At 60.4% G+C, this 20,123-nt stretch carries 19 protein-coding genes, 1 tRNA gene, 1 other RNA gene and 1 pseudogene; 12 read left to right on the top strand and 10 right to left on the bottom strand.

Annotated elements, in window-relative coordinates:
• Positions 1–162: 162 nt before the first annotated feature.
• From gluQRS to ACFRFQ_RS25965, 6 genes are all read right to left on the bottom strand, one after another.
• Positions 163–1,134, bottom strand: a complete 972-nt coding sequence (gene gluQRS / locus ACFRFQ_RS25990) for a tRNA glutamyl-Q(34) synthetase GluQRS (protein ID WP_378664253.1) — start codon at positions 1,132–1,134, stop codon at positions 163–165.
• Positions 1,094–1,699: a TetR/AcrR family transcriptional regulator gene (locus tag ACFRFQ_RS25985; protein ID WP_378664250.1), complete on the bottom strand. Its 606-nt coding sequence runs from the start codon at positions 1,697–1,699 to the stop codon at positions 1,094–1,096. Before ACFRFQ_RS25985 ends, gluQRS begins: the two co-directional genes overlap by 41 nt.
• Before the next feature lie 52 nt (positions 1,700–1,751).
• A complete protein-coding gene (locus ACFRFQ_RS25980) occupies positions 1,752–2,312 on the bottom strand; it encodes a TIGR03086 family metal-binding protein (RefSeq protein WP_378664246.1) in 561 nt (186 codons plus the stop codon).
• A gap of 121 nt (positions 2,313–2,433) precedes the next feature.
• Positions 2,434–2,856: a DUF6597 domain-containing transcriptional factor gene (locus tag ACFRFQ_RS25975; protein ID WP_378664243.1), complete on the bottom strand. Its 423-nt coding sequence runs from the start codon at positions 2,854–2,856 to the stop codon at positions 2,434–2,436.
• Positions 2,857–3,050: 194 nt separating this feature from the next.
• Complete coding sequence (locus tag ACFRFQ_RS25970; protein WP_378664240.1) at positions 3,051–3,725, bottom strand: response regulator transcription factor; 675 nt, start codon at positions 3,723–3,725, stop codon at positions 3,051–3,053.
• Between the two features lie 401 nt (positions 3,726–4,126).
• Positions 4,127–4,214 (bottom strand) — tRNA-Ser (locus tag ACFRFQ_RS25965).
• Positions 4,215–4,349: 135 nt separating this feature from the next.
• Between ACFRFQ_RS25965 and ffs the strand changes: the two genes are divergently transcribed.
• The 4 genes from ffs to ACFRFQ_RS25945 all read left to right on the top strand — a co-directional run bounded on the left by ffs (position 4,350) and on the right by ACFRFQ_RS25945 (position 7,820).
• Positions 4,350–4,449: signal recognition particle sRNA small type (gene ffs, locus ACFRFQ_RS25960), an RNA gene on the top strand.
• Positions 4,450–4,491: 42 nt separating this feature from the next.
• A complete protein-coding gene (locus tag ACFRFQ_RS25955; RefSeq protein ID WP_378664237.1) occupies positions 4,492–5,784 on the top strand; it encodes an aminotransferase class I/II-fold pyridoxal phosphate-dependent enzyme in 1,293 nt (430 codons plus the stop codon).
• Between the two features lie 98 nt (positions 5,785–5,882).
• Positions 5,883–7,226 (top strand): glycosyltransferase 87 family protein, encoded by a 1,344-nt coding sequence (locus tag ACFRFQ_RS25950; RefSeq protein ID WP_378664235.1) that lies wholly within the window; start codon positions 5,883–5,885, stop codon positions 7,224–7,226.
• An 18-nt stretch (positions 7,227–7,244) separates the two neighbouring features.
• A complete protein-coding gene (locus ACFRFQ_RS25945) occupies positions 7,245–7,820 on the top strand; it encodes an HhH-GPD-type base excision DNA repair protein (RefSeq protein WP_378664232.1) in 576 nt (191 codons plus the stop codon).
• Here ACFRFQ_RS25945 and ACFRFQ_RS25940 read toward each other — a convergent pair whose 3' ends face one another.
• Entirely contained in the window at positions 7,821–8,729 is a 909-nt protein-coding gene (locus ACFRFQ_RS25940) for a LysR family transcriptional regulator (protein WP_378664229.1), read from the bottom strand.
• 101 nt (positions 8,730–8,830) lie between these two features.
• On the opposite strand from ACFRFQ_RS25940, the gene ACFRFQ_RS25935 reads away from it, so the two are divergent.
• Positions 8,831–9,883, top strand: coding sequence for a YeiH family protein (locus tag ACFRFQ_RS25935; protein WP_378664226.1), 1,053 nt, complete (start codon positions 8,831–8,833; stop codon positions 9,881–9,883).
• A gap of 5 nt (positions 9,884–9,888) precedes the next feature.
• On the opposite strand, the gene ACFRFQ_RS25930 is transcribed toward ACFRFQ_RS25935, so the two are convergent.
• Positions 9,889–10,917 carry an AraC family transcriptional regulator gene (locus ACFRFQ_RS25930; protein ID WP_378664223.1) on the bottom strand — a complete coding sequence of 343 codons (1,029 nt, stop codon included), beginning with the start codon at positions 10,915–10,917 and terminating at the stop codon, positions 9,889–9,891.
• Between the two features lie 203 nt (positions 10,918–11,120).
• On the opposite strand from ACFRFQ_RS25930, the gene ACFRFQ_RS25925 reads away from it, so the two are divergent.
• The 5 genes from ACFRFQ_RS25925 to ACFRFQ_RS25905 all read left to right on the top strand — a co-directional run bounded on the left by ACFRFQ_RS25925 (position 11,121) and on the right by ACFRFQ_RS25905 (position 16,198).
• Positions 11,121–12,095, top strand: a complete 975-nt coding sequence (locus ACFRFQ_RS25925; RefSeq protein ID WP_378664220.1) for a quinone oxidoreductase family protein — start codon at positions 11,121–11,123, stop codon at positions 12,093–12,095.
• 26 nt (positions 12,096–12,121) lie between these two features.
• Entirely contained in the window at positions 12,122–13,012 is an 891-nt protein-coding gene (locus ACFRFQ_RS25920) for a TauD/TfdA dioxygenase family protein (RefSeq protein WP_378664217.1), read from the top strand.
• Positions 13,013–13,060: 48 nt separating this feature from the next.
• Positions 13,061–14,113 carry a 3-keto-5-aminohexanoate cleavage protein gene (locus ACFRFQ_RS25915; protein WP_378664214.1) on the top strand — a complete coding sequence of 351 codons (1,053 nt, stop codon included), beginning with the start codon at positions 13,061–13,063 and terminating at the stop codon, positions 14,111–14,113.
• A gap of 166 nt (positions 14,114–14,279) precedes the next feature.
• On the top strand, positions 14,280–15,626 hold the full coding sequence (locus ACFRFQ_RS25910; RefSeq protein ID WP_378664211.1) for an MFS transporter: 1,347 nt from the start codon (positions 14,280–14,282) through the stop codon (positions 15,624–15,626).
• The gene (locus tag ACFRFQ_RS25905; RefSeq protein ID WP_378664208.1) at positions 15,623–16,198 is read left to right on the top strand and encodes an RBBP9/YdeN family alpha/beta hydrolase; all 576 of its coding nucleotides are present in this window, start codon (positions 15,623–15,625) and stop codon (positions 16,196–16,198) included. Before ACFRFQ_RS25910 ends, ACFRFQ_RS25905 begins: the two co-directional genes overlap by 4 nt.
• 350 nt (positions 16,199–16,548) lie before the next feature.
• Here the strand turns inward: ACFRFQ_RS25905 and ACFRFQ_RS25900 are convergent, their stop codons facing one another.
• On the bottom strand, positions 16,549–17,493 hold the full coding sequence (locus tag ACFRFQ_RS25900; protein WP_378664205.1) for an alpha/beta hydrolase family protein: 945 nt from the start codon (positions 17,491–17,493) through the stop codon (positions 16,549–16,551).
• A gap of 117 nt (positions 17,494–17,610) precedes the next feature.
• On the opposite strand from ACFRFQ_RS25900, the gene ACFRFQ_RS25895 reads away from it, so the two are divergent.
• Positions 17,611–18,210, top strand: coding sequence for a TetR/AcrR family transcriptional regulator (locus ACFRFQ_RS25895; protein WP_378664202.1), 600 nt, complete (start codon positions 17,611–17,613; stop codon positions 18,208–18,210).
• A gap of 195 nt (positions 18,211–18,405) precedes the next feature.
• Positions 18,406–19,166, top strand: a pseudogene (locus ACFRFQ_RS25890) (AMP-binding protein); the annotation flags it as partial.
• Between the two features lie 139 nt (positions 19,167–19,305).
• On the opposite strand, the gene ACFRFQ_RS25885 reads toward ACFRFQ_RS25890, so the two are convergent.
• On the bottom strand, positions 19,306–20,123 hold an 818-nt coding region (locus ACFRFQ_RS25885), incomplete at its 5' end, for an NAD(P)(+) transhydrogenase (Re/Si-specific) subunit beta (protein ID WP_378664199.1).

The following is a 20,123-nucleotide window of genomic DNA, read 5'->3' as shown; positions in this document are numbered from 1 at the left end:
GTCCTGTTCCCGCCCACCGCACTGTTGTGCGGTTGCCCCAGCGGGTGCTTTGGTCATGTCGAGGGCAAGCCCCCGCTTGTAACCTGCCCAGGGTTAGCCGTCCTGGTTCCCTTCACCTATGCCGAAACGGTACTTCACTCGGCGACAATTGCCAATGATTAACTATTGTCCGGATTGTTCGACGGGGTCCAAGGGATCTGCATATCTGAAGATCCAGGGGTCGCGCGGAACCTTCTGTGGATCGAAGCGATCAGCTAGTTCTATCGGTGAAATTACTTCGCCGGGTTCGGCTAATCCGATACTCGACGCAATCAGAGTCAGAACTTCGGCTGGGGTGCGACCGCGCTCGCGTTGATCGGAGAGCGTGACCGCCCCGTCCCGTTTGGCCAGACGCTTGCCTTCGGAGTTGAGTGCGAGGGGGACGTGGGCGTAGGTCGGCGGTGTAATGGCGAGCAGTGTTGCCAGGTAGGCCTGGCGCGGTGCTGATGTCAGGAGGTCGTCGCCGCGGACAACCTGGTCGACATTCTGGGCACCGTCGTCGACTACTACTGCCAAATTGTAGGCGGGAACTCCGTCGCCGCGGAGTAACACCACATCGTCAACCGCTCCGGATACGTTGCCGTGCAACATGTCTCGCACGGTGAATGACGTCGTCTCGGCGCGCAGGCGCAGGGCCGGTTTTCGGCCGGAAGCCAGCTTGGCGGCTTGCTCGGAATGCGTGAGATTCCGGCATGTTCCCGGGTAAGCCCCATCCGGTGCATGGGGTGCGGACGGCGCCTGCTGAATTTCCTTGCGCGTGCAGAAGCAGGGATATGTCAGCCCGCGATCGGTCAGCGCTGTGATCGCATCTGCGTACCGCGGCAGTCGGTCGGACTGTTTGACTATGTCGCCGTCCCAGTCGAGACCGAGTGCTCGCAGATCGTCGAGTTGACGATCCATGGCGCCTGGCCGCACACGATCCAGATCTTCGACGCGAATGAGAAAATCGCGACCGGTGGTCCTGGCAAACAGCCAGGCAAGGAGGGCTGTGCGGAGGTTCCCCAGATGCAGATCGCCGGAAGGGCTCGGTGCAAATCGTCCTGCTCCTGGCACGTCAGCCCTCAGATCCGAGAGCGTCGTGAATTTCCATGTCATGGAGGGTGAGCTTTATCTGACTTTCCAGGGCGTACTCGAGATAGTGCGGCGGGTACATCCCGGGATTTCCTATCGCGTCGAGTGCAAGTCCGTCGACGGTTGCGAGCAGAAGCGCCGCGCGAGTTTCGGCTTCAGGCAACCTGATTCCGATCAGAACTGCGCAGATGCCGGTGCGAATAGTGAACAGCAGTGTCCGGCGAATGTCCGCCAACGAGTCGCTGGTGACAGCCCGGATGGCAAATGCGGCAAGGACGTGTGCTTCGCGGGTGCGCTGCTCGTCCAAGGGAAGCAACTGTGACAATGCCTGGAAAAGCACAACGTGAGGATCGGTGCCGGCAGGAGGTCGAGTGAGTCGGCTCAGTATTCGCTCGGCCAGTGTGCGCAGAGCGAAGGTGAGCATCTCGTCCTTGGTCGAGAAGTGATGCTGCACGGCACCGATCGAGACGTCGGCGCGTTTTGCCACCTCGCGGACACTCGCATTCTCGAGTCCGGATTCAGCCGCAACGTCGAAAAGTGCCGTGGCCAGCAAGTCCGGGTTGGTGGCTGATTTCCGACGTTCAGGCATGCGACGGACATTACCCGCGTAACGAAACAATTCGCACGTCAGGGGAGGTTTTTCAGACGGTTCGGCCGAGATATGCGAGGAGTTTGGTTGTCTTGTCGGCATCATCGGCCACTGAAATCTCGGGGCCGCAGACACCTTCCATCCGAATCGAATCGCCTAGGCCGGCGGCCACCTGCGACACCCACTCCACGTCCTTTTCCGGAATCGAGGTGTCGGTGCCGGTGGCGGCGGCGAGATCCCAGCCGTGCACGACCAGATCGAAGCACAGAAAGCCGTCGACGGTGGCCCCGAGGTTGGTTCGGCCGAAATGACCGTCGTATTCGAGGGTCGACTTTTCCGGATTGTCGAGAATTTCCTGCATCGAATCGCGTACTGCCGCCCAGGCCGCGGACGGGTTGTCGTCGACGGACGGTCCTGGCGCCAGTTCGAGGCCGACGACCTTGACCATGTCGCGTTCGCTGTCGATGACGTGCCGGACAACGTCGCGAGCTGTCCACCCTTCGCACGGAGAGCTGTTGTCCCACCGGTCCTCGGGTACTGCGTCGATCCGCTGGGTGAAGCCGGCGGCGAGGTCACGGTAGCGATCTGCGGGGGAGATATCGGCTGTAGTCATGCCACTGATTCTTCAGGATGACCCCGCGACCGCGATTGATTATTTCGGACATTTTCCGAGAACGTGACCACTGACCCTGGACCGTGCCAGTCGAGAGCTTCACTACGAAGTAGTTCTGGTGTCATCGACGAAATGCGGCGGCAATCGCGTGAAAGGTGAGCCTGGTCGCTGTACCCCGCGAGGGCGGCGAGTCCGGCGAGGGGGATCGAAGAGCGGCGGCGTCGACGCTCCACGAGTGGTGAGCCAGAGTGGCGCTGACGGCGGACGCCACCGGATCCGGTGATCGAGTGCTCCGGTTCCAGGATCTGACCATGTCTTCGAGGACGGCCACACGCTGAGTGGCTGGAGCATTTTCCAAGCGGTCCAACAGGATTCGTGACGTTCGGCTGCCGGTCAGATCGCTCAGTTCGGCTCGGGTGTTGCGTAGATCCGACGCCGAAATTCTCAGAAGTGGAGTTGCAGAACCCGGGCGGAATCGAACGCCGACCGATTCGGTACCGGAGGGAAGCGTGAACGACCAGGCCGAGGTTTCGGGGCCGCACACACGGATTCCTACCCCACGAATCCACAGGACGTGTATGCACGCGTCGGGGACAAGAAGGTGTTAGCCCTCGGCGCGGGCGGTCCACCCGCAGACAAGTACGTCAGCCAAGTCCGTCGCGCGGCTTGTGGCAGGTACCAGCTCATTTCGCGAGCCTAGCCAGGGCTACCGACACCTTGGGATCCTGATGGTTCTTGTCAGTCGATCGGACCGAACCTGTATCCGAATCCGCGCACGGTTTTGATGTACTGGGGATTGGCCGGGTCGGATTCGATTTTCGACCGCAAACTTTGAATATTGGCGTCGACGGCGCGAGTTTTGGTCGAACTCGTTTCACCCCACACTTTTGCGAGAAGCTGAGTTCGGGAGTAGAGGTGGCCAGGGTGTGTCGACATTTCGAGGAGCAGGCGCAATTCGGTTCGCGTGAGGTCAAGACGTCGACGTCGGATGGTGGCGGTCATGGATCGGCGGTCGATCGTCAACTCGCCGTGGCGCTCTCGCTTGTCCGTCTGCGGTGGGGGTGTACTGCGGAGGAGGCTGGTTATCCGAGAATCGAGGCTACGAGCGTCGAGTGGGTTGATGGCGTAGTCCGACGCGACCTGTGGTGGGGCGTCGTCGATGTCTTCGGGGGACTCGACAATCATGATGATCGGAATCTCGCTGCGGAGCCGGATCTGGCGGGCTACTTCGAAGCCGTCGATGTCCGGGAGTGAAAGATCGAGAACGGCAACGTCGAAGTTGTCGGTGCCGAGTGCGTCGAGGCTGTTTCGTCCGGACGCGAACAGATGAACGGTGTGGCCGACGCGCTCGAGTTCGACGCCGAAGGTCTGGGCTAGCTCGGGTTGGTTTGTCGCCGCGAGAATCACGCTCATGTAGTGCTGCCCCGTTGCTGCTCGTCTCGGTAACCCGTCAATCCCGACGTCAGTCAGTGTTGCAGATCACTGTTGACCCAGCCACTTCGGGCGCATGGCCTGCCGCGATTGTTCTCGACCGGCAGCGTCGGTGAACGGCGTTGATGCATCGCGAGGACGGGGTGGAAGGCGAACCTGCATGGGCAGCCGTCGATACCGAGACCAATACCGGTGTCCTGTGAGCGCAGTGATCGTCGAGGAAAAGAAAATAGAGGAAAACGAGTGTGCTGGGAGATTTGCCGGCCCGCGCCGAAGCGGTGGGTGCAGTCTCCCGGCCAGGCTTGTCGAGGTCGGCAGCGCGGGCTTCGGACGGAGAGTGACATAAAAAAGTCCCCGACCAGATATCTGGTCGGGGACTTCCCTGGCGGAGGATAGGGGATTTGAACCCCTGAGGGCGTTAACCCAACCCGCGTTCCAGGCGAGCGCCATAGGCCACTAGGCGAATCCTCCGTGGAGAAGCATACCGAAGAGAAAGCCTGAAGCGTTAAACGGGTGTCTGATCTGCGGTTATGTGGCGGCAATCCGGCTGTTGACCGAAACGCGGCGGGTGGTGTCCCATGGCTCCGGAAGGCCGTCTACACTGTTCATTGGATCCCGCGCGGCGCGCATCCTGTGAACTCCCCCAGGGCCGGAAGGCAGCAAGGGTCAACGGGCTCTGCCGGGTGCGCGGGGTCCTCTATTTTTTCACATATCCCGACCCCGCCTCGTCGGTGAAAGGCCGCTCCGGATGCCTATCCAAACCCAGATCGGGTTGATGAGCCATGAAGAACTCACCTCCGAGCATGAGAGCCAGAGCGCGAAGTACTCGCAGCTCCAGGCCCAGAAGCTCGTCCTCGATCTGACTCGCGGTAAGCCTTCGCCGGAGCAACTCGACCTTTCCGCAGCGTTGTTGGCGCTGCCGGGCGACGGTGATTTCCGCGACGGCAGTGGCACCGACTGCCGCAACTACGGTGGCCTGACGGGTCTGCCGGAATTGCGAGCGATTTTCGGTGAGCTGCTGGGCATTCCTGTTGCCAACCTTCTCGCAGGCAACAACGCGAGCCTCGAGATCATGCATGACAACGTGGTGTTCTCCTTGCTCCACGGCACTCCAGATTCGACTCAGCCGTGGGCGCGTGAAGAGAAGATCAAGTTCCTCTGCCCGGCTCCCGGTTACGACCGCCACTTTGCGATCACCGAGTCGTTGGGCATCGAGATGATCGCGATCCCGATGAACCACGACGGTCCTGACGTTGCGAAGATCGCGGAACTGGTTGCGGCTGATCCGCAGATCAAGGGCATGTGGGTTGTTCCGGTGTACGCCAACCCGACCGGCGCGGTGTATTCGGAAGAGATTGTTCGTGAGCTGGCGTCGATGCCGGCGGCTGCTCCTGATTTCCGCTTGTACTGGGACAACGCGTACGCGGTTCACCCACTGTTCGGTGAGATCGCGCCGTCGTACGACGTTCTGACGATGGCTGCAGAAGCCGGACATCCCAACCGTCCGCTGGTCTTCGCGTCGACGTCCAAGATCACCTTTGCCGGTGCCGGTGTCAGTTTCTTCGGCGGTTCCGCCGAGAACCTTGCGTGGTACCAGAAGTATCTCGGTAAGAAGAGCATTGGTCCGGACAAGGTCAATCAGCTCCGTCACTTGCGATTCTTCGGTGATGCGGACGGCGTTCGCGCGCACATGGAGAAGCATCGTGAATTGCTCGCGCCCAAGTTCGAGTTGGTTCTGAAGATCCTCGAGGACCGGTTGGGTGCGTCGAAGGTCGCGTCATGGACCGAGCCGAAGGGCGGCTACTTCATCAGCCTCGACGTTGTCGACGGCACGGCAAAGCGCGTCATCGAACTCGCGAAGAATGCCGGTATCGCGCTCACTGCTGCTGGTTCGGCCTTCCCGTACAGCACGGATCCGGATGATCGGAACATCCGACTTGCCCCGAGCTTCCCTTCGCTCGGGGATCTCGAGGTTGCCATGGACGGCGTTGCGACATGTGTGCTGTTGGCGGCAACAGAATCGCGGCTCACCGAGAACTGAACCGCCGCAGGCGGCGTGCCCAGACTGCGTCTGCGGTCGCCCTCTTGTAGCGTTCGATTCGCGAGTTGACGACATCGGCGCACATCCGGAGGTTGTAAGTGACGGGCGCGATCAATGCTTCGGGAAGTGCTGCGGTCGAGATGAGTCCAGAGGAAGCCGAATTGCCGGGGGAGACTCCGCAGCGAAAGCTGCGCGTCGGGGTGATCGGATTTGTCGTGCTCGCTGCGCTTGCGATCGCTTCTGTCCTGATGGTCCTGTTCGGTGTGCCGATGGACGTGATCTATTGGGGCATTTTCCACAATTTCCTTGATCTCGACGTCTACCGCCATGGCGGCAGTTTTGTGGTGCAAGGACTGCCGTTGTACGACGGTCCGGTACTCCAGGGAATGATGTTCACGTACACCCCGTTTGCAGGGATCCTGTTCACGGTGTGGGCGGTGCTCACGTTTCAACAGGCGATCGTGGTGTGGACGGTTCTCAACGTTCTCGCACTTCTTGCGGTGGTCGTGCTGTGCTGGAAATATCTCGGCTACCGCCTCGACATCAAGACATATGCAGTGAGCGTGTTGGCCACGGTCATTTTCCTGTTCATGGAACCGGTACGCACGACGCTGTGGCTCGGCCAGATCAACATTTTTCTGCTGTTGTTGATCGTGTGGGATCTGGGCCGGGACGAGAAAAGTCGTCTACGGGGTATCGGCGCCGGGATCGCGGCGGGGGTCAAACTGACTCCGGCGTTCTTCTGGGCGTATCTGTTCATCACGAAGCAGTGGCGCGCCCTGGCGACTGCGGTGATCACATTCGCGGCGACAGTGGCTCTGGGTTTCATCGTGATGTACAACGATGCGTTGACGTACTGGACAGGCACTCTCTTCGACAGCGACCGCGTGGGACGAACCGATTCACCGAGTAATCAGTCGGTGTCGGGATTGATTGCTCAGCTGACGCATACACCGACGCCGTCGAAGGTGCTGGTTCTCGGGTGCAGCGTGGTGGCCGTTTGTCTCGGGCTGGGAGCTGCGTGGATTGCTCACCGCCGCGGACAGAAGTTGCTCGGCCTGACCATGACCGGGCTCACCGCCACAACCGTGTCCCCCTTCTCATGGGGCCACCACTGGGTGTGGTTTGTGCCGCTGGTGATTCTGGCTTGTCATTACGCGATGGCGTCGAAGAAGATCTGGGCCTGGGTCGTGCCGATCGTATTTCTTCTTCCCGTCCTGAACTGGTCGCACACGTGGCCGATACCCGCGGCGGACATGCCGGGCACCGACCGCTTCATCGGCATGGGAATGTTCATGTTGCCCTCTCCCGACTACCTGCGAATCGCCATGGTGTCCGTCTATCTGTGGGTGTTCGTCGTGGCCGCTGCCATGACGCTGATCGTGTTCGGTTGGAAGAAATGGACAGTGCCGAATCTGGAAGCTGCAGACGCACCGGCCTGACATGGCAGGATCGAAGGTATGGCACTTCATCTGAACCTCGTCGGTGACCCCGAAGCGGATGCTCTCCTCTCCGAGGATCCGTTGGCCTTGTTGCTCGGAATGTTGCTCGACCAGCAGGTACCGATGGAGACGGCGTTCCTCGGGCCGAAGAAGCTCGCGGATCGGATGGACGGTCTCGACATCCGACGCATTGCGGACATGGACACGGACGCATTCATCGAGATTTGCGCGCAGACTCCGGCTGTCCATCGTTTCCCGAAGTCGATGGGCGAACGTATCCAATCCGTGTGCCAGTTCATCGTCGAAAAGTACGACGGCGACACCGCTGCGATCTGGACGTCTGGTGATCCGAACGGCAAGGAAGTGCTCAAACGACTCAAGGCGCTGCCCGGCTACGGCGATCAGAAGGCCCGAATCTTCTTGGCGCTCCTGGGCAAACAAATCGGCGTCCAGCCTGACGGCTGGCGCGAAGCCGCGGGGGATTACGGACTCGAGGGATCTCGGCGGTCCATTGCCGACGTGGTCGACGAGCAGACGCTCCTCGAGGTTCGCGAGTTCAAGAAAGCGGCCAAGGCCGCCGCAAAGGCTAAATAGTCAGTCGAGCTCGGCACCGCTCGTCCGCACCAGTTTCACCAAGTCGCCTGCCGGCCCTTCGAGTTGCCGCGGCGGCCGCCAGACGGCTCGCAAGGTGCGGGCGAGGTCGAGACCGTCCACTTCGATAACCCGCAGGTCGCCCGATTTCACCTGCTCTCTGACTGCAAGAGTGCTCAGTACCGCTGGTCCGACACCACCGAGGACGCTGGTGCGGATTGCGGCCGAGCTACCGAGTTCGAGGAGCGGTGCCGCGCGCTCGTACTCGGCAAGCGCGACATCGAGAGTTGTCCGAGTGCCCGATCCGGGCTCGCGTACCAGCAACGGCGTCATGGCCAGTTCGCCGATGGTGAGTGGTTTACGCCGACGGGCCCACACGTGTTCGGGGTCGACGACAACGACGAGTGAGTCGCGAGCGACGGTGATGCTGTGTAGGTGCCTGGGCACCGTCGGGGATTCGACAAATCCGAGATCGCACATTCCCACGTCGATCGCTTCGATGACGCGCGTCGAGTTGTACACCTGGAGATGCACGGTCACCTCGGGGTGTAGTCCGCGAAAAGTACCCAGCCACGCCGGAATCAGGTGTTCGGCCACGGTCATGCTGGCGCAGACCGTCAACTCCGCTGATCGTTCGGTCCGCATTCCTTCGGCTACGTCGAGTAGCTGTGTCGAATTGGCCAGGACACGGCGGGCCCAGTGAACGATCACGGTGCCTTGTGGCGTCAACGTTGCCCCGGTTGATTTTCGGTGGATCAGGGGCATACCGAGTTGGCGTTCCAGTGCTTTGATCGCACGGCTGGCATTGGGCTGAGCTATGCGCGCGAGACGGCTTGCAGCGCTGAGGCTTCCGTGATCATCGACGCCGACGAGTAGCTCGAGAGTCGTGAGGTCCGGCCAGCGGCGAGTCATGCGCTCAGGCTATACCTAACGGGCAGAACATATCATATTGATATACCGTGATAGCAGAAATCACGCTACCGTGTCGTCGCTGTCTGACCGACCCTGGATGAGTGAACAGTGATGTGAAGTCCGTGGCCGACAAATCGGCCGTTGCCTCGCCGGTGCCCGTGCGGCGGTGGGCGAGTATCACTGCGCTCGTGCCAGGCGTGGCGCTGTGCGCCTTCGGTGCGGCCATCGCACTGGGAATCGGGCGGTTTGTTTCCGCTGTCAGCCCGCTGCTGATTGCCATCGTCGCCGGCGCGATCGTGGCGAATCTTGTCACGCTACCAGCGAAATTTCAGCCGGGACTGACATTTTCGTCCAAACGACTACTGCGCATCGGGATCGCACTACTCGGCCTGCAATTGATGTTCAGCGACATTGTCGGCCTGGGGTGGGGCGTCATCGGTGTTGTCGTGGCGATTGTTGTTCTCGGAATCGTCGGAACAATGTATGCCGGAAAGCTTTTGGGTCTGTCATGGACTCAGCGAATACTGATTGCCTGTGGTTTCTCGATTTGTGGCGCTGCGGCGGTGGCCGCAGCAGATGGCGTGGTGAACGCAAAAGAGGAAGAGCTACTGACCGCGGTTGCGCTGGTCGTTATTTTCGGTACGTTGATGATTCCGACAATTCCGTTGTTGGCCAATAGCTTCGGACTCAGTGATGTCAGTGCTGGTATGTGGGCCGGTGGGTCGATTCACGAGGTCGCGCAGGTTGTTGCCGCCGGCAGTGCTCTTGGCGCCACCGCATTGGGTGTTGCCACCATCGTGAAACTCGCGCGAGTGCTGATGCTGGCTCCGGTCATGGCATTCTTGAGTATTCGCCAGCGCGCAATGTCCGACAATTCGAATCCGCATACGAAGCGGCCACCGCTGGTACCCCTGTTCACCTTGGCGTTCATCGGATTCATGGGACTGCGTTCAACCGGGATTCTCCCGGAAGAGTTTCTCGGCGTGGCCAAGACGGTACAGACGGCATTGTTGGCTGCCGCGATGTTTGCCCTCGGACTTGGAGTTCGATTGAGTGTGATTCGCGGAGTCGGCGCGCGACCCTTCGTGTTGGCTGCGCTGTCGACGGTCTGGGTGGCCCTGATCGCCTTGGTCGGTGTTGTGCTGGTCAGTTGATCGCCTCACCCGCGGTGCTGGGCTTTCCATTCGCTGGGGCTCATCGAAAACTGAGTGCGAAACCACCGTGAAAAACTGCCCTGTGTAGAGAATCCGAGGTGTACGGCAACGTCGGTCAACGAATAGCGTGGGTTCGATACAAAACGTTGCGCGAGGCTGCTGCGTACCGAGTTGAGAACGGCTGTGAAGGTCTCGCCGGACTCTGCCAAGTGGCGATGCAGTGTTCGCCGGTCGAAGCCGAGGCTTCGGGCCACATGTTCGACGGAGCATCTTCCGGTGGGGAGTAGAACTTCGATCAATTCCCTTGTGCGGCTCAGGGTATCGGAGGAATCTGCGGCTGGAAGCGAGTCGAGGAACGTTCGCGCGTATGGCCGCAGCAACTCGTCGGAAAGTTCGTTGCGTGAGTCGAGGTCGCTGGAGTAGAGCACTATCCCGGTGAACTCGTGATCAAAATCCACTGCGGTGCCGAGAATTCGTCGATGGGTACTGGTGTCGTGCGGGGCACTGTGCGTGAATCCGACGCTCACCGGTTGCCAGGTCGGCCCGAGGAAGCTTCGCAGGATCTGCACGGTTGCGCCGACGGCGAGTTCGACGGTCTGCTTGGTGTTGACGGAGTCTGTGGTAGGCCTCGTAGTAGCGGGGTCGCCGACCTCCAGCCCGATGCGCAGGGTTGCCAATCCGCTGACTTCGCTCATACGGATGCGAAGCGCCTCGTTGTAGGTGTGCTCGTACCGGATCAGGACATCAAGTGCGCTCCTGACGTCGGGTTCTTCCCTGATGACCAGGCTGAGCGGTCCGAGATTGGACAACCTCCGGAGTTCGGCAAGGAGGAGACCGAAATCCTCGCGTCCGGATTCCGCTGCGGACAATTCGAGGAGTGTGGCAATCGAGGCTGCGGGCACCCACTGATCGGGGTTGGCGAGACTTGCGGGAACGAGGCCGACGCTCCTCATCAGAGCAACGGCGTCGATGTTGACCGAGCGGCACAGGTCGACGTAGCGATTGAGCGAGGCATAGCGCGCGAGTGGCTTCACTGGAGCTCCTTGAATTTCTTGACCCAATGTCCCGAAATGTTGTGCTTCGTGTCTCGTACAGTTAAGCATGTGAGCGGGATCTCACCTAGTGTTGTTCTCATCAGATCGCGACCCCGAAGCCGTAGTTGACTTCTGGAAGTTGTTGCGTACGAACATCGCTCGACCGGATCGGGTCGAGTATGCCCACAGAATTGGAGAGCATCGTGGCACACGCCATTCGATTCCATGAAACTGGTACCCCGTCTGTCATGCGTTGGGAAGAGGTCGAGGTAGGTCAGCCCGGTACCGGTGAGGTCCGGATTCGTCACGGCGCCGTCGGACTCAACTTCGCCGACACGTACTTCAGAAGTGGCCTCTACCCTGCGCAGTTACCTGCCGGCATGGGTGTCGAGGGTGCCGGAACTATCGAGGCGATCGGTGCGGGCGTTGCCGATTTCAATGTGGGGGATCGTGTGACGTACACCGGTAGCCCACTTGGCGCGTACAGCACCGAGCGCATCATGCCTGCTGCCGACCTGATCGCGCTGCCCGACGGTATCGATTTCGAAACTGCAGCCGCGATGACCATGCGTGGCCTTACAGCGGCTTACCTTCTGCGACGTATCTACCCTCTGAAGGCAGGGGATACCGTCCTGCTTCATGCTGCGGCGGGTGGAGTTGGTTTGATCTTCACGCAGTGGGCAAAGCTGCTGGGAATCAAGGTGATCGGCACGGTGTCCACTGACGAGAAGGCAGCTGTCGCACTGGCGCACGGGTGCGACGAGGTCATCATCTACACCCGCGAAGATGTTGTCGGGCGGGTCAGGGAAATCACCGGTGGCGTCGGTGTGCCGGTTGTCTACGACAGCATCGGGCAGTCCACGTTCGAGGTCTCACTCGATTCGTTGGCGCGCCGCGGACTGCTGGTGTGCTTCGGCACGGCCTCGGGGCCGACCCCACCGATCAATGCAATGCAGTTGGCGGTCAAGGGATCTCTCTTTGTCACCCGACCGGCCCTGGCCGACTACATTGCCGATCCGGCGGAGCGCGCCGAAATGGCCGCCGAACTCTTCTCTCACGTCGAAGAGGGGCGGATCAAGATCGGAATCAATCAGCGGTACGCACTCGAGGATGCGGTGCGCGCGCACCACGATTTGGAATCCGGTCGCAGCATCGGTTCTTCCGTCTTTACTGTCTGACGCCAGCCGTCGAAAGAGAAACCGCCATGAATAACACTGCAACGCTGATTGATACGGCTACACGTTCGATCACCGTCGAGAAGTTGACCTGTTCCATCGGCGCCGAACTCTCCGGAGTGGACCTCGGCGTTGTCGCTCGCGACGAGGAATTGTTTGCCCAGATCAAATCGCTCCTGCTCGAGCACAAGGTTCTGTTCTTTCGTGACCAGGACTTCAGTCGGGCGCAGCACGTCGAACTTGCACAGCGTTTCGGCGAACTCGAGGATCATCCCGCGCTGGGTAGCGATCCCGACCACCGCGGTCTGGTTCGCATCTACAAAGACCTCGACAGTCCGCCGGAGCATTTCGAGAATGCCTATCACTGTGACGCGACGTGGCGTGTGAACCCACCTATGGGATGTGTACTCCGTTGTGTGGAAACACCTTCCGTCGGAGGTGACACCATTTGGGTGAATATGGCACTGGCATACGAGAATCTGCCTGCCGGCATCAAGGAACAGATCAAGGGCCTCAAAGCTCGGCACAGCATCGAATCGAGTTTCGGCGCCAGGATGCCGATAGAGCAGCGTCATCAGCTGAAGGAGCGTTTTCCGGATGCCGAACATCCCGTTGTGCGAACGCATCCCGAGACCGGCGAGAAGATTCTCTTTGTCAATTCGTTTGCCACGCACCTCGTCAACTACCACACACCGGAGAACATTCGATACGGCATCGACTTCGCTCCGGGTTCGAGTAACCTGCTCAACTACCTCGCAAGTCAGGCCCAGATTCCCGAGTACCAGGTTCGCTGGCGCTGGACCGAGAACAGCGTTGCCATCTGGGACAACCGTTCAACGCAACACTATGCGGTTCAAGACTATTGGCCCGCAGTTCGAAAGATGGAGCGCGCCGGAATAGTCGGCGACGCACCGTTCTGATCGTCCACCCCCCAATTTTGTCAGTCCTCATCTGATTGGAGTTCTGTTATGCATTTTCACGATGACGCCCTGTTCCCCGAAACCCAGGAAAAGCTTGTGATTACGGTTGCGCCGTATGGTCCGGAGTGGGAGCCGGATGATTTTGCGGAGGATCTGCCGTTGACGATGGACGAGCATGTTCAGACTGCGGTGGATTGCTACAACGCGGGTGCGACGGTGCTTCATATTCATGTTCGTGAACTCGACGGTAAGGGTTCGAAGCGGCTCTCGAAGTTCAACGAGTTGTTGGGCCGCTTGCGTGAGGCGGTGCCGGAGATGATTTTGCAGGTCGGCGGATCGATTTCGTTTGCTCCGGAAGGTGAAGGGGCGGATGCGAAGTGGCTCTCCGATGATGTGCGGCATATGTTGGCGACGTTGGATCCGGCTCCGGATCAGGTGACGATTGCAATCAATACGTCGCAGATGAACATCATGGAGTTGATGACTCCGGATGATATTGCGGGGACGTCGATGGAGCGTCCGGAGTTGGCGAACACGTATCGGGAGATGACGGTTCCGGCGGGTCCGGAGTGGGTGGCGGAGCATTTGCGTCGGTTGCAGGAGGCGGGTATTCAGCCGCATTTCCAGTTGTCGAGTATTCCGCAGCTCGAGACGGTGGAGCGGTTGATTCGTCGTGGGATTTACACGGGCCCGGTGAATCTGACGTGGGTGGCGATCGGTGGTGGGTTCGATGGTCCGAATCCGTACAACATGATGAATTTCGTGTCGCGGGTTCCTGATGGTGCATGTTTGACGTTGGAGACGTTGATGCGCAGTGTGTTGCCGGTCAACACGATGGCAATCGCGATGGGGTTGCATGCGCGGTGCGGTAACGAGGACACGATCTGGGGTCGTAAAGGCGAGAAGATGACGTCGGTGCAGCAGATCGAGCAGTTGGTGCGTATTGCGGGTGAGTTGGGTCGTGAGGTGGCGACGGGTAAGGAAGCGCGCGATATTTATCGGATCGGCGAGAGGTATGCCGATGCGGATGAGACATTGGCGAAGTTGGGGTATGCGCCGAATCGTCGTCCGGGTCAGTTGGGTTTCACCCACCACACCTGATTGAAATCTTCGGGGGCATGAGCTGTGACAGTTCATGCCCCCGAGTCATCCCCAGAACCTGTCGGTACTGAACTCCGAACCTTCTGTCCATCAGGCGATTTCCGAACACTTTTCGTTAACCAGGGTTCCGCCGTCGTCTTCTTCCTCGAATGCTCCAAGGAGAATCATGGGATTACAAGCTTCATCCACGCTGAGCGTGGACACCGCACGCAGCAGCGGAGGACGACGAAAGATATACCCCTGGATCGTTTTTGCGCTGGCCTTTGGCCTCTTGCTCTCGGATTACATGTCGCGGCAGGTCCTCAGCGCGGTTTTCCCGATCCTGAAAGCGGATTGGGATCTCTCCGACTCGCACCTGGCGTCGTTGAGCAGTGTCGTTGCGTTGATGGTCGGATTGCTCACTTTTCCGCTCTCGCTCCTGGCTGATCGTTGGGGGCGTGTCAAGAGCCTGATCCTGATGGCGGTGTTGTGGAGTGTGGCTACTTTGCTGTGCGCGATAGCCCAGTCCTATGAACAGATGCTCGGTGCGCGCTTCCTCGTCGGTGTCGGAGAAGCCGCGTACGGCAGTGTTGGTATTGCTGTGGTACTCAGTGTGTTTGCTCCGCGGGTACATGCAATGCTGGCCGGCGCCTTTATGGCTGGTGGTTCGTTCGGTTCTGTGATCGGTGTTGCGATCGGTGGGTTCATCGCTGTTCAGTTCAGTTGGCGGTGGTCTTTTGCGGCCATGGCGATCTTCGGCCTCATCCTCGTGGCGCTGTTCCGTGCTCTGGTCACCGAGAAGAAGTTGGCTGCTTACGCTGTCGAGGGTTCGGATGGTGCTGCAGTGGAACCTGACGGATACCGAGCGCCGGTATCGACGTTGTTCACCAATCCGGCGGTGCTGTTCGCCTACATCGGCGGTGGGTTGCAGATGTTCACCGCTGCAGTGCTTCTGGCATGGTTGCCGAGTTTCTTCAACCGCTACTACGACCTTGCTCCGGACAAGGCCGGTGTCATGGCCTCGGTGTTCGTTCTCCTGGTCGGCAGTGGCATGGTGGTGTGCGGATTCATCACCGACCGGTTAAGCAGTGGCAACCCGGCAACGAAGTGGACAACGGCGATCGTCTACTGCCTGATTTCGCTGGTCTCCTTGGGCGTCGGCTTGCGCTTGGGCACGGGCACAGCGCAACTCGTCCTTCTGGGTATAGGCGCATTCTTCTCCGCCGGCTGTTCGGGCCCGACGGCGGCGATGGTTGCCAACCTCACGCATCACTCGATCCGTGCGTCGGCGATGGGAACACTCACGGTCGCCAACAATCTTCTCGGGTTGGCGCTCGGTCCTTTTGTCATCGGCATACTTGCCGATCATCTGGGACTCCTTAGGGCGCTGCAGCTTTCGCCATTGGTCTACATTGCCGCTGTGGTTGCCCTTGTTGCGGGCAAGCGTGCCTATCCAGCCGGTATGCGACGCTTGGAGAACCTACAGAAGCACGGACGGCCGACCGAAACAAATGATGCCAGGAGTTCCTCATGATCGAATCACCCACGGTAGTACTGGTTCCGGGTCTTCGTGACCACGTCGAAGACCATTGGCAGACGCATCTCGAAAAGAAACTCGACAAGGTGCGGTCGGTTCCGCCCCTCGAGCAGAACAAGCTCAGCCGTCAAGCTCGGGTGGCCGCTCTGGACGAGGTGTTGACGGATATCTCCGGACCTGTTGTCCTGGTAGCGCACAGCGCCGGCGTCATGATTACGGTCCAGTGGGCTCGTGAACATAGTCGACCGATTGCCGGTGCACTTCTTGTCACGCCACCGGATTTCGACTTTCCGTTGGCGGGGCCGTACCCGACACCCGAAGAGTTGGATCGGAACGGCTGGATGCCGATTCCGCGGCAACGATTGCCCTTTCCTAGCACTGTTGCGGCAAGCAGGAATGATCCTCTGGCCGGTTATCGTCGAGTGGCGGGCCTGGCAGAGGGGTGGGGGAGCCAGTTGCTTGATCTCGGTGAGGTGGGTCATCTCAACCCGGCTGCGGGGTACGGCTATTGGCCGCTCGCAGAGGAGTTGGTGCAGGACCTCGTCGAGAGCTCGATGGTCGATCAGTGACCGGAAGGGGCGGGTGTCGGGCAGCATCAAGTGCTGTGCCAAGCGTCGAAAAGTGCGTAGCCTCCGATCCGCTGACGTGAAATAGACATGCTCAATTTCGCTGTTCTGCTGGAAGATTCCGCCCGGCGGCATCACAGACGTTCTCGACGCAGCACTTTCGCACGACGAAACGATCGTGACCGCTGCGGAGTTCGACCCGGAGCAGACCGCCGCCGATGTCGTCGAACGAGTCAACAGAGCGTCGAGAAGGACACGGTTCACCGCGAGGCGAAGGAGCGCAACGGGGCGGCCAGCCAGTCCCTTAGTCGTCCTCGGATGGAATACGGGGCGGGAGGTCCAACCGTTTTGCATTACTTACTGTCGACGTGGCCGATCGGATCCGTGCTGTCGCCGAATTCGGCGCGGGCAGCGGGCCAGCTGGTCTCGTCGACGTGCAGGGCGGTTCGAAGGTAGGCAGTGCTCATCCGCTGGATGACGGCGACCCGCTCCGGATTCTCGTCGGTGGTTTCGGCGACTTCGTATCCGACGATCCCGCCAAGCGCATGCTCGGCGCCGTAGAAGGTCAAGAGGTCGGTGGCTCCGGGGCTGTACGTATAGGCATCGGTGAACCAGTCCGGTCCGCGGCTCGACATCTTGGACTGGTCGTGGTCGCCGGCGACCACGAGTGTCGGCGTGGTCAGTTCTTGGAAGGAGGGGCGCATGAACGGGAAGTTCGCCTGCGCGAACGGATGCAGGTGCTCGCCGCCGACGCCAGTTGCAGCGAACAGGATGCCCGCGGTCACCCGGCTGTCGGACATGTCCTCGCCGACCTGACCCGCCTCATCGAGAATCCGTGCACCGAGGAGCGACTGAGCGGTCTGCCCACCCCAGGAATGACCGGTGGCGGCAATTCGACTGCGGTCGATGCGGCCGGCAAGTCCGGGCACGGCACCTTCGATGGTGTCGAGCTGGTCAAGGATGCGTGTGAGATCCGAGATCCGCTCGGTCCAGATCGTCGGGAACACCGGGTGATCGAACCCGAAACCGTTCCGGCGTGAGTCAAGGTGCGTGGGCTGGATTACCACGAAGCCGTGGGAGGCCCAGAACGATGTGAGTGGCGCGTATCCGTCGAGGTTCCACCCGTTGCCGTGGGAGAACACCACAACGGGGAGGTTCGTGCCGGTTGCGGGGGCAGAGACTCGCACTTCCAGCGGGACTGGTCGATCGGGTGCGAACAATTCGACGGGGGCAACGGAGACGGCCGGAGTGCGGGCGCCGATGACGGCGTCCAGTGTGTCGATCAATGATGAGGTCATCGCAAGTTCCTTGCTGAGGCTGCGCTCTGCGATACTTATTATCGGAGCGTCGCTCCGCAACATTACGGAACGATGTTCCGTAATGCAAACATTGTCGCGAGCTGGTGAGGAGGGCACATGGCTGATGCCGAGAGTGAGCAGCCGCGCGCCGCGCGGTCCAAGCAAGTAGGTCGTCCACGTCGAAGCGAGCAGGAACTACTCGACGCAGCGGCAGCGGTGTTCGTGCAGTCCGGGGTCGACGCTCCGGTTCGGGAGATTGCGGCGCGGGCCGGTGTAGGCATGGGGACGATCTACCGTCACTTCCCGACGCGTCCGGAGCTCGTGGTCGCGGTGTACCGGCACCAGGTCGAGGCGTGCGCGGACGCCGGCCCGCGGTTGCTCGCGGAGAGCCCTACGCCCGAGGCGGCCTTGCGGGCATGGGTGGCATTGTTCGTGGAGTTCCTGGTCACCAAGCATGGGCTGGCTGGCGCACTGCACGGAGACAGTGCAGGGTCCGACGCTCTGCATACCTACTTCGTTGGCCGTCTCGTACCGGTATGTGGCTCGCTCCTCGATGCAGCGCTCGAGTCCGTTGACACAGCTTCGCCGGTCGATGCGTACAACGTACTTAAAGGCATCGGGAACCTTTGTATTGGTGCAGCGGCCGACGCGCAGTACGAAGCCGATGTTCTCGTGCAACTACTCATCTCGGGCGTACTTGCCCGAGGAGTTCACTGACGCGCTACTCAATTCAGATTCGCTGCCCCGCAAGACATCCCAGGGGGAAGGCCTCCCGGCGAGAGACCGCATCAACGACCTACTCGCCGCGCCGGATCACAGTTCCAACTCGTCGGCACGAGCACTTCGATCGCCTCAGTGGATTCGCACCACTCCACGATGTCAGAGTGGCGCTTACCGCCGAGCGCGGAAGCGTGGGGCTTGCTCGGCGCGCTCGACTCCGGTGTGGTGGATGTCGAGAAGATTGCAGTATCTATGCGCAAGCGATTTCCGGCGGTTCCGCATTACCTGTCGACATCTTGACGCGTTTCGCGGAGCGCTTCGGCGTTCAGATTCTCGAAGGGTACGGACTGTCCGAGACCTCGCCGCTGGCATTGTTCAGTGATCCCGAGCGTGATCCGCGTCCAGGATCGATCGGGGTACCGGTCTGGGGCGTCGAGGTGCGTCGTGTCGACGGGGACTGGAATACGGTTTCCGGTCAGGATGCAGTGGGAGAGATCGCTATTCGAGGTCATAACATCATGAAGGGCTGTTGCAATCGTCGTGAAGCAACTGCGGAGGTCATGCGCGACGGCTGGTTCCGTACGGGCGACTTGGCGCGAGTCGACGCAGACGGCTTCTACTACATCGTGGACCGGGCAAAAGACATGATCGTGCGAGGTGGCTTCACCGTGTATCCCCGCGAGATCGAGGAGGTTCTCTCGAGTCACGAGGCCGTGTCTCTCGCCGCTGTCATCGGAGTTCCGTACGACCGTCACGGTGAAGAGATCGTGGCCTTTGTAATTCCCGAGCCGAGTGCGCAGATCACCGAAGCAGAACTTGTCATGTGGGCGAAGGAGCAGATGGCGGCCTACAAGTATCCGTGTCGTGTGGAATTCGTTGCGACGCTTCCGATGACAGCTACGGGCAAGATCCTCAAACGTGAACAGGGTGCAGTACCGGCATTGCTTTTGTAGTCGTGGTCTAGTGCGCCGGTTGTGCAAGAAATCGAACTTCGAACACTGATATCGCTGTCGATGAGGTACCGCGCATGTAAACCGAAAGGGCGCCTACTCGCGATTGCGAGTAGGCGCCCTTTTTCTGAAGCAGAAGAACTTACAGGGCCTTGAGTTCTTCCGTGACCTCGGCGACGGACTTCTTCGCGTCACCGAAGAGCATGGAGGTGCCGTCGGCGAAGAACAGCGGGTTGTCGATGCCGGCGAAGCCGGAGTTCATCGAACGCTTGAGCACGATCACGGACTTCGACTGATCGACGTTCAGGATCGGCATCCCGTGAATCGGCGAGTTCGGATCGTTGCGGGCCGACGGGTTGGTGACGTCGTTCGCGCCGATCACCAAGGTGACGTCGGTGCGGGAGAACTCGTCGTTGATGTCGTCCATTTCCTTCATCGCGTCGTACGAGACATCGGCCTCGGCGAGAAGAACATTCATGTGACCGGGCATGCGACCGGCGACAGGATGGATCGCGTACTTGACCTCGACGCCCTTCGCCTCGAGCAACTTCGCCATGTCCTTGACAGCGTGCTGAGCCTGCGCCACAGCCAAACCGTAACCGGGAACCACGATCACCTGATTGGCGTACGCCATCTGGATAGCGGCATCGGCTGCCGAGGTGGCCTTCGCGGTACGCACCACCCCGTCGGAGGAAGCGGCTTCTGCGCCGCCGCCACCGAAACCGCCGGCAACGATCGCCGGGATGGACCGGTTCATAGCCTTCGCCATGAGGTTGGTCAAGATGGTGCCGGACGCACCGACGATCATGCCGGCCACGATCATGGCCTGGTTGTCGAGCGCCAAACCTGCAGCAGCAGCTGACAAACCGGTCAGCGCGTTGAGCAGTGAGATCACCACCGGCATGTCGGCGCCGCCGATCGGCAGCACCACCATCAGCCCGAGGATGCCCGAGAGCACGA

It is taken from the genome of Rhodococcus sp. NPDC056743, from assembly GCF_042790355.1.
Classification (GTDB): Bacteria; Actinomycetota; Actinomycetes; order Mycobacteriales; family Mycobacteriaceae; genus Rhodococcus_F.
Note: the sequence above shows the minus strand (reverse complement) of the source record. Positions and strands in the feature narration are given on the sequence as shown.

Excerpts from the sequence above, each read along its gene's own strand:
- gluQRS (WP_378664253.1), bottom strand. The coding sequence starts at position 1,134 with ATGACATGGAAATTCACGACGCTCTCGGATCTGAGGGCTGACGTGCCA.
- ACFRFQ_RS25915 (WP_378664214.1), top strand. The coding sequence starts at position 13,061 with ATGCATTTTCACGATGACGCCCTGTTCCCCGAAACCCAGGAAAAGCTT.
- ACFRFQ_RS25910 (WP_378664211.1), top strand. The coding sequence starts at position 14,280 with ATGGGATTACAAGCTTCATCCACGCTGAGCGTGGACACCGCACGCAGC.
- ACFRFQ_RS25955 (WP_378664237.1), top strand. The coding sequence starts at position 4,492 with ATGCCTATCCAAACCCAGATCGGGTTGATGAGCCATGAAGAACTCACC.
- ACFRFQ_RS25895 (WP_378664202.1), top strand. The coding sequence starts at position 17,611 with ATGGCTGATGCCGAGAGTGAGCAGCCGCGCGCCGCGCGGTCCAAGCAA.
- ACFRFQ_RS25970 (WP_378664240.1), bottom strand. The coding sequence starts at position 3,725 with ATGAGCGTGATTCTCGCGGCGACAAACCAACCCGAGCTAGCCCAGACC.
- ACFRFQ_RS25985 (WP_378664250.1), bottom strand. The coding sequence starts at position 1,699 with ATGCCTGAACGTCGGAAATCAGCCACCAACCCGGACTTGCTGGCCACG.
- ACFRFQ_RS25900 (WP_378664205.1), bottom strand. The coding sequence starts at position 17,493 with ATGACCTCATCATTGATCGACACACTGGACGCCGTCATCGGCGCCCGC.
- ACFRFQ_RS25945 (WP_378664232.1), top strand. The coding sequence starts at position 7,245 with ATGGCACTTCATCTGAACCTCGTCGGTGACCCCGAAGCGGATGCTCTC.
- ACFRFQ_RS25980 (WP_378664246.1), bottom strand. The coding sequence starts at position 2,312 with ATGACTACAGCCGATATCTCCCCCGCAGATCGCTACCGTGACCTCGCC.
- ACFRFQ_RS25920 (WP_378664217.1), top strand. The coding sequence starts at position 12,122 with ATGAATAACACTGCAACGCTGATTGATACGGCTACACGTTCGATCACC.
- ACFRFQ_RS25905 (WP_378664208.1), top strand. The coding sequence starts at position 15,623 with ATGATCGAATCACCCACGGTAGTACTGGTTCCGGGTCTTCGTGACCAC.
- ACFRFQ_RS25940 (WP_378664229.1), bottom strand. The coding sequence starts at position 8,729 with ATGACTCGCCGCTGGCCGGACCTCACGACTCTCGAGCTACTCGTCGGC.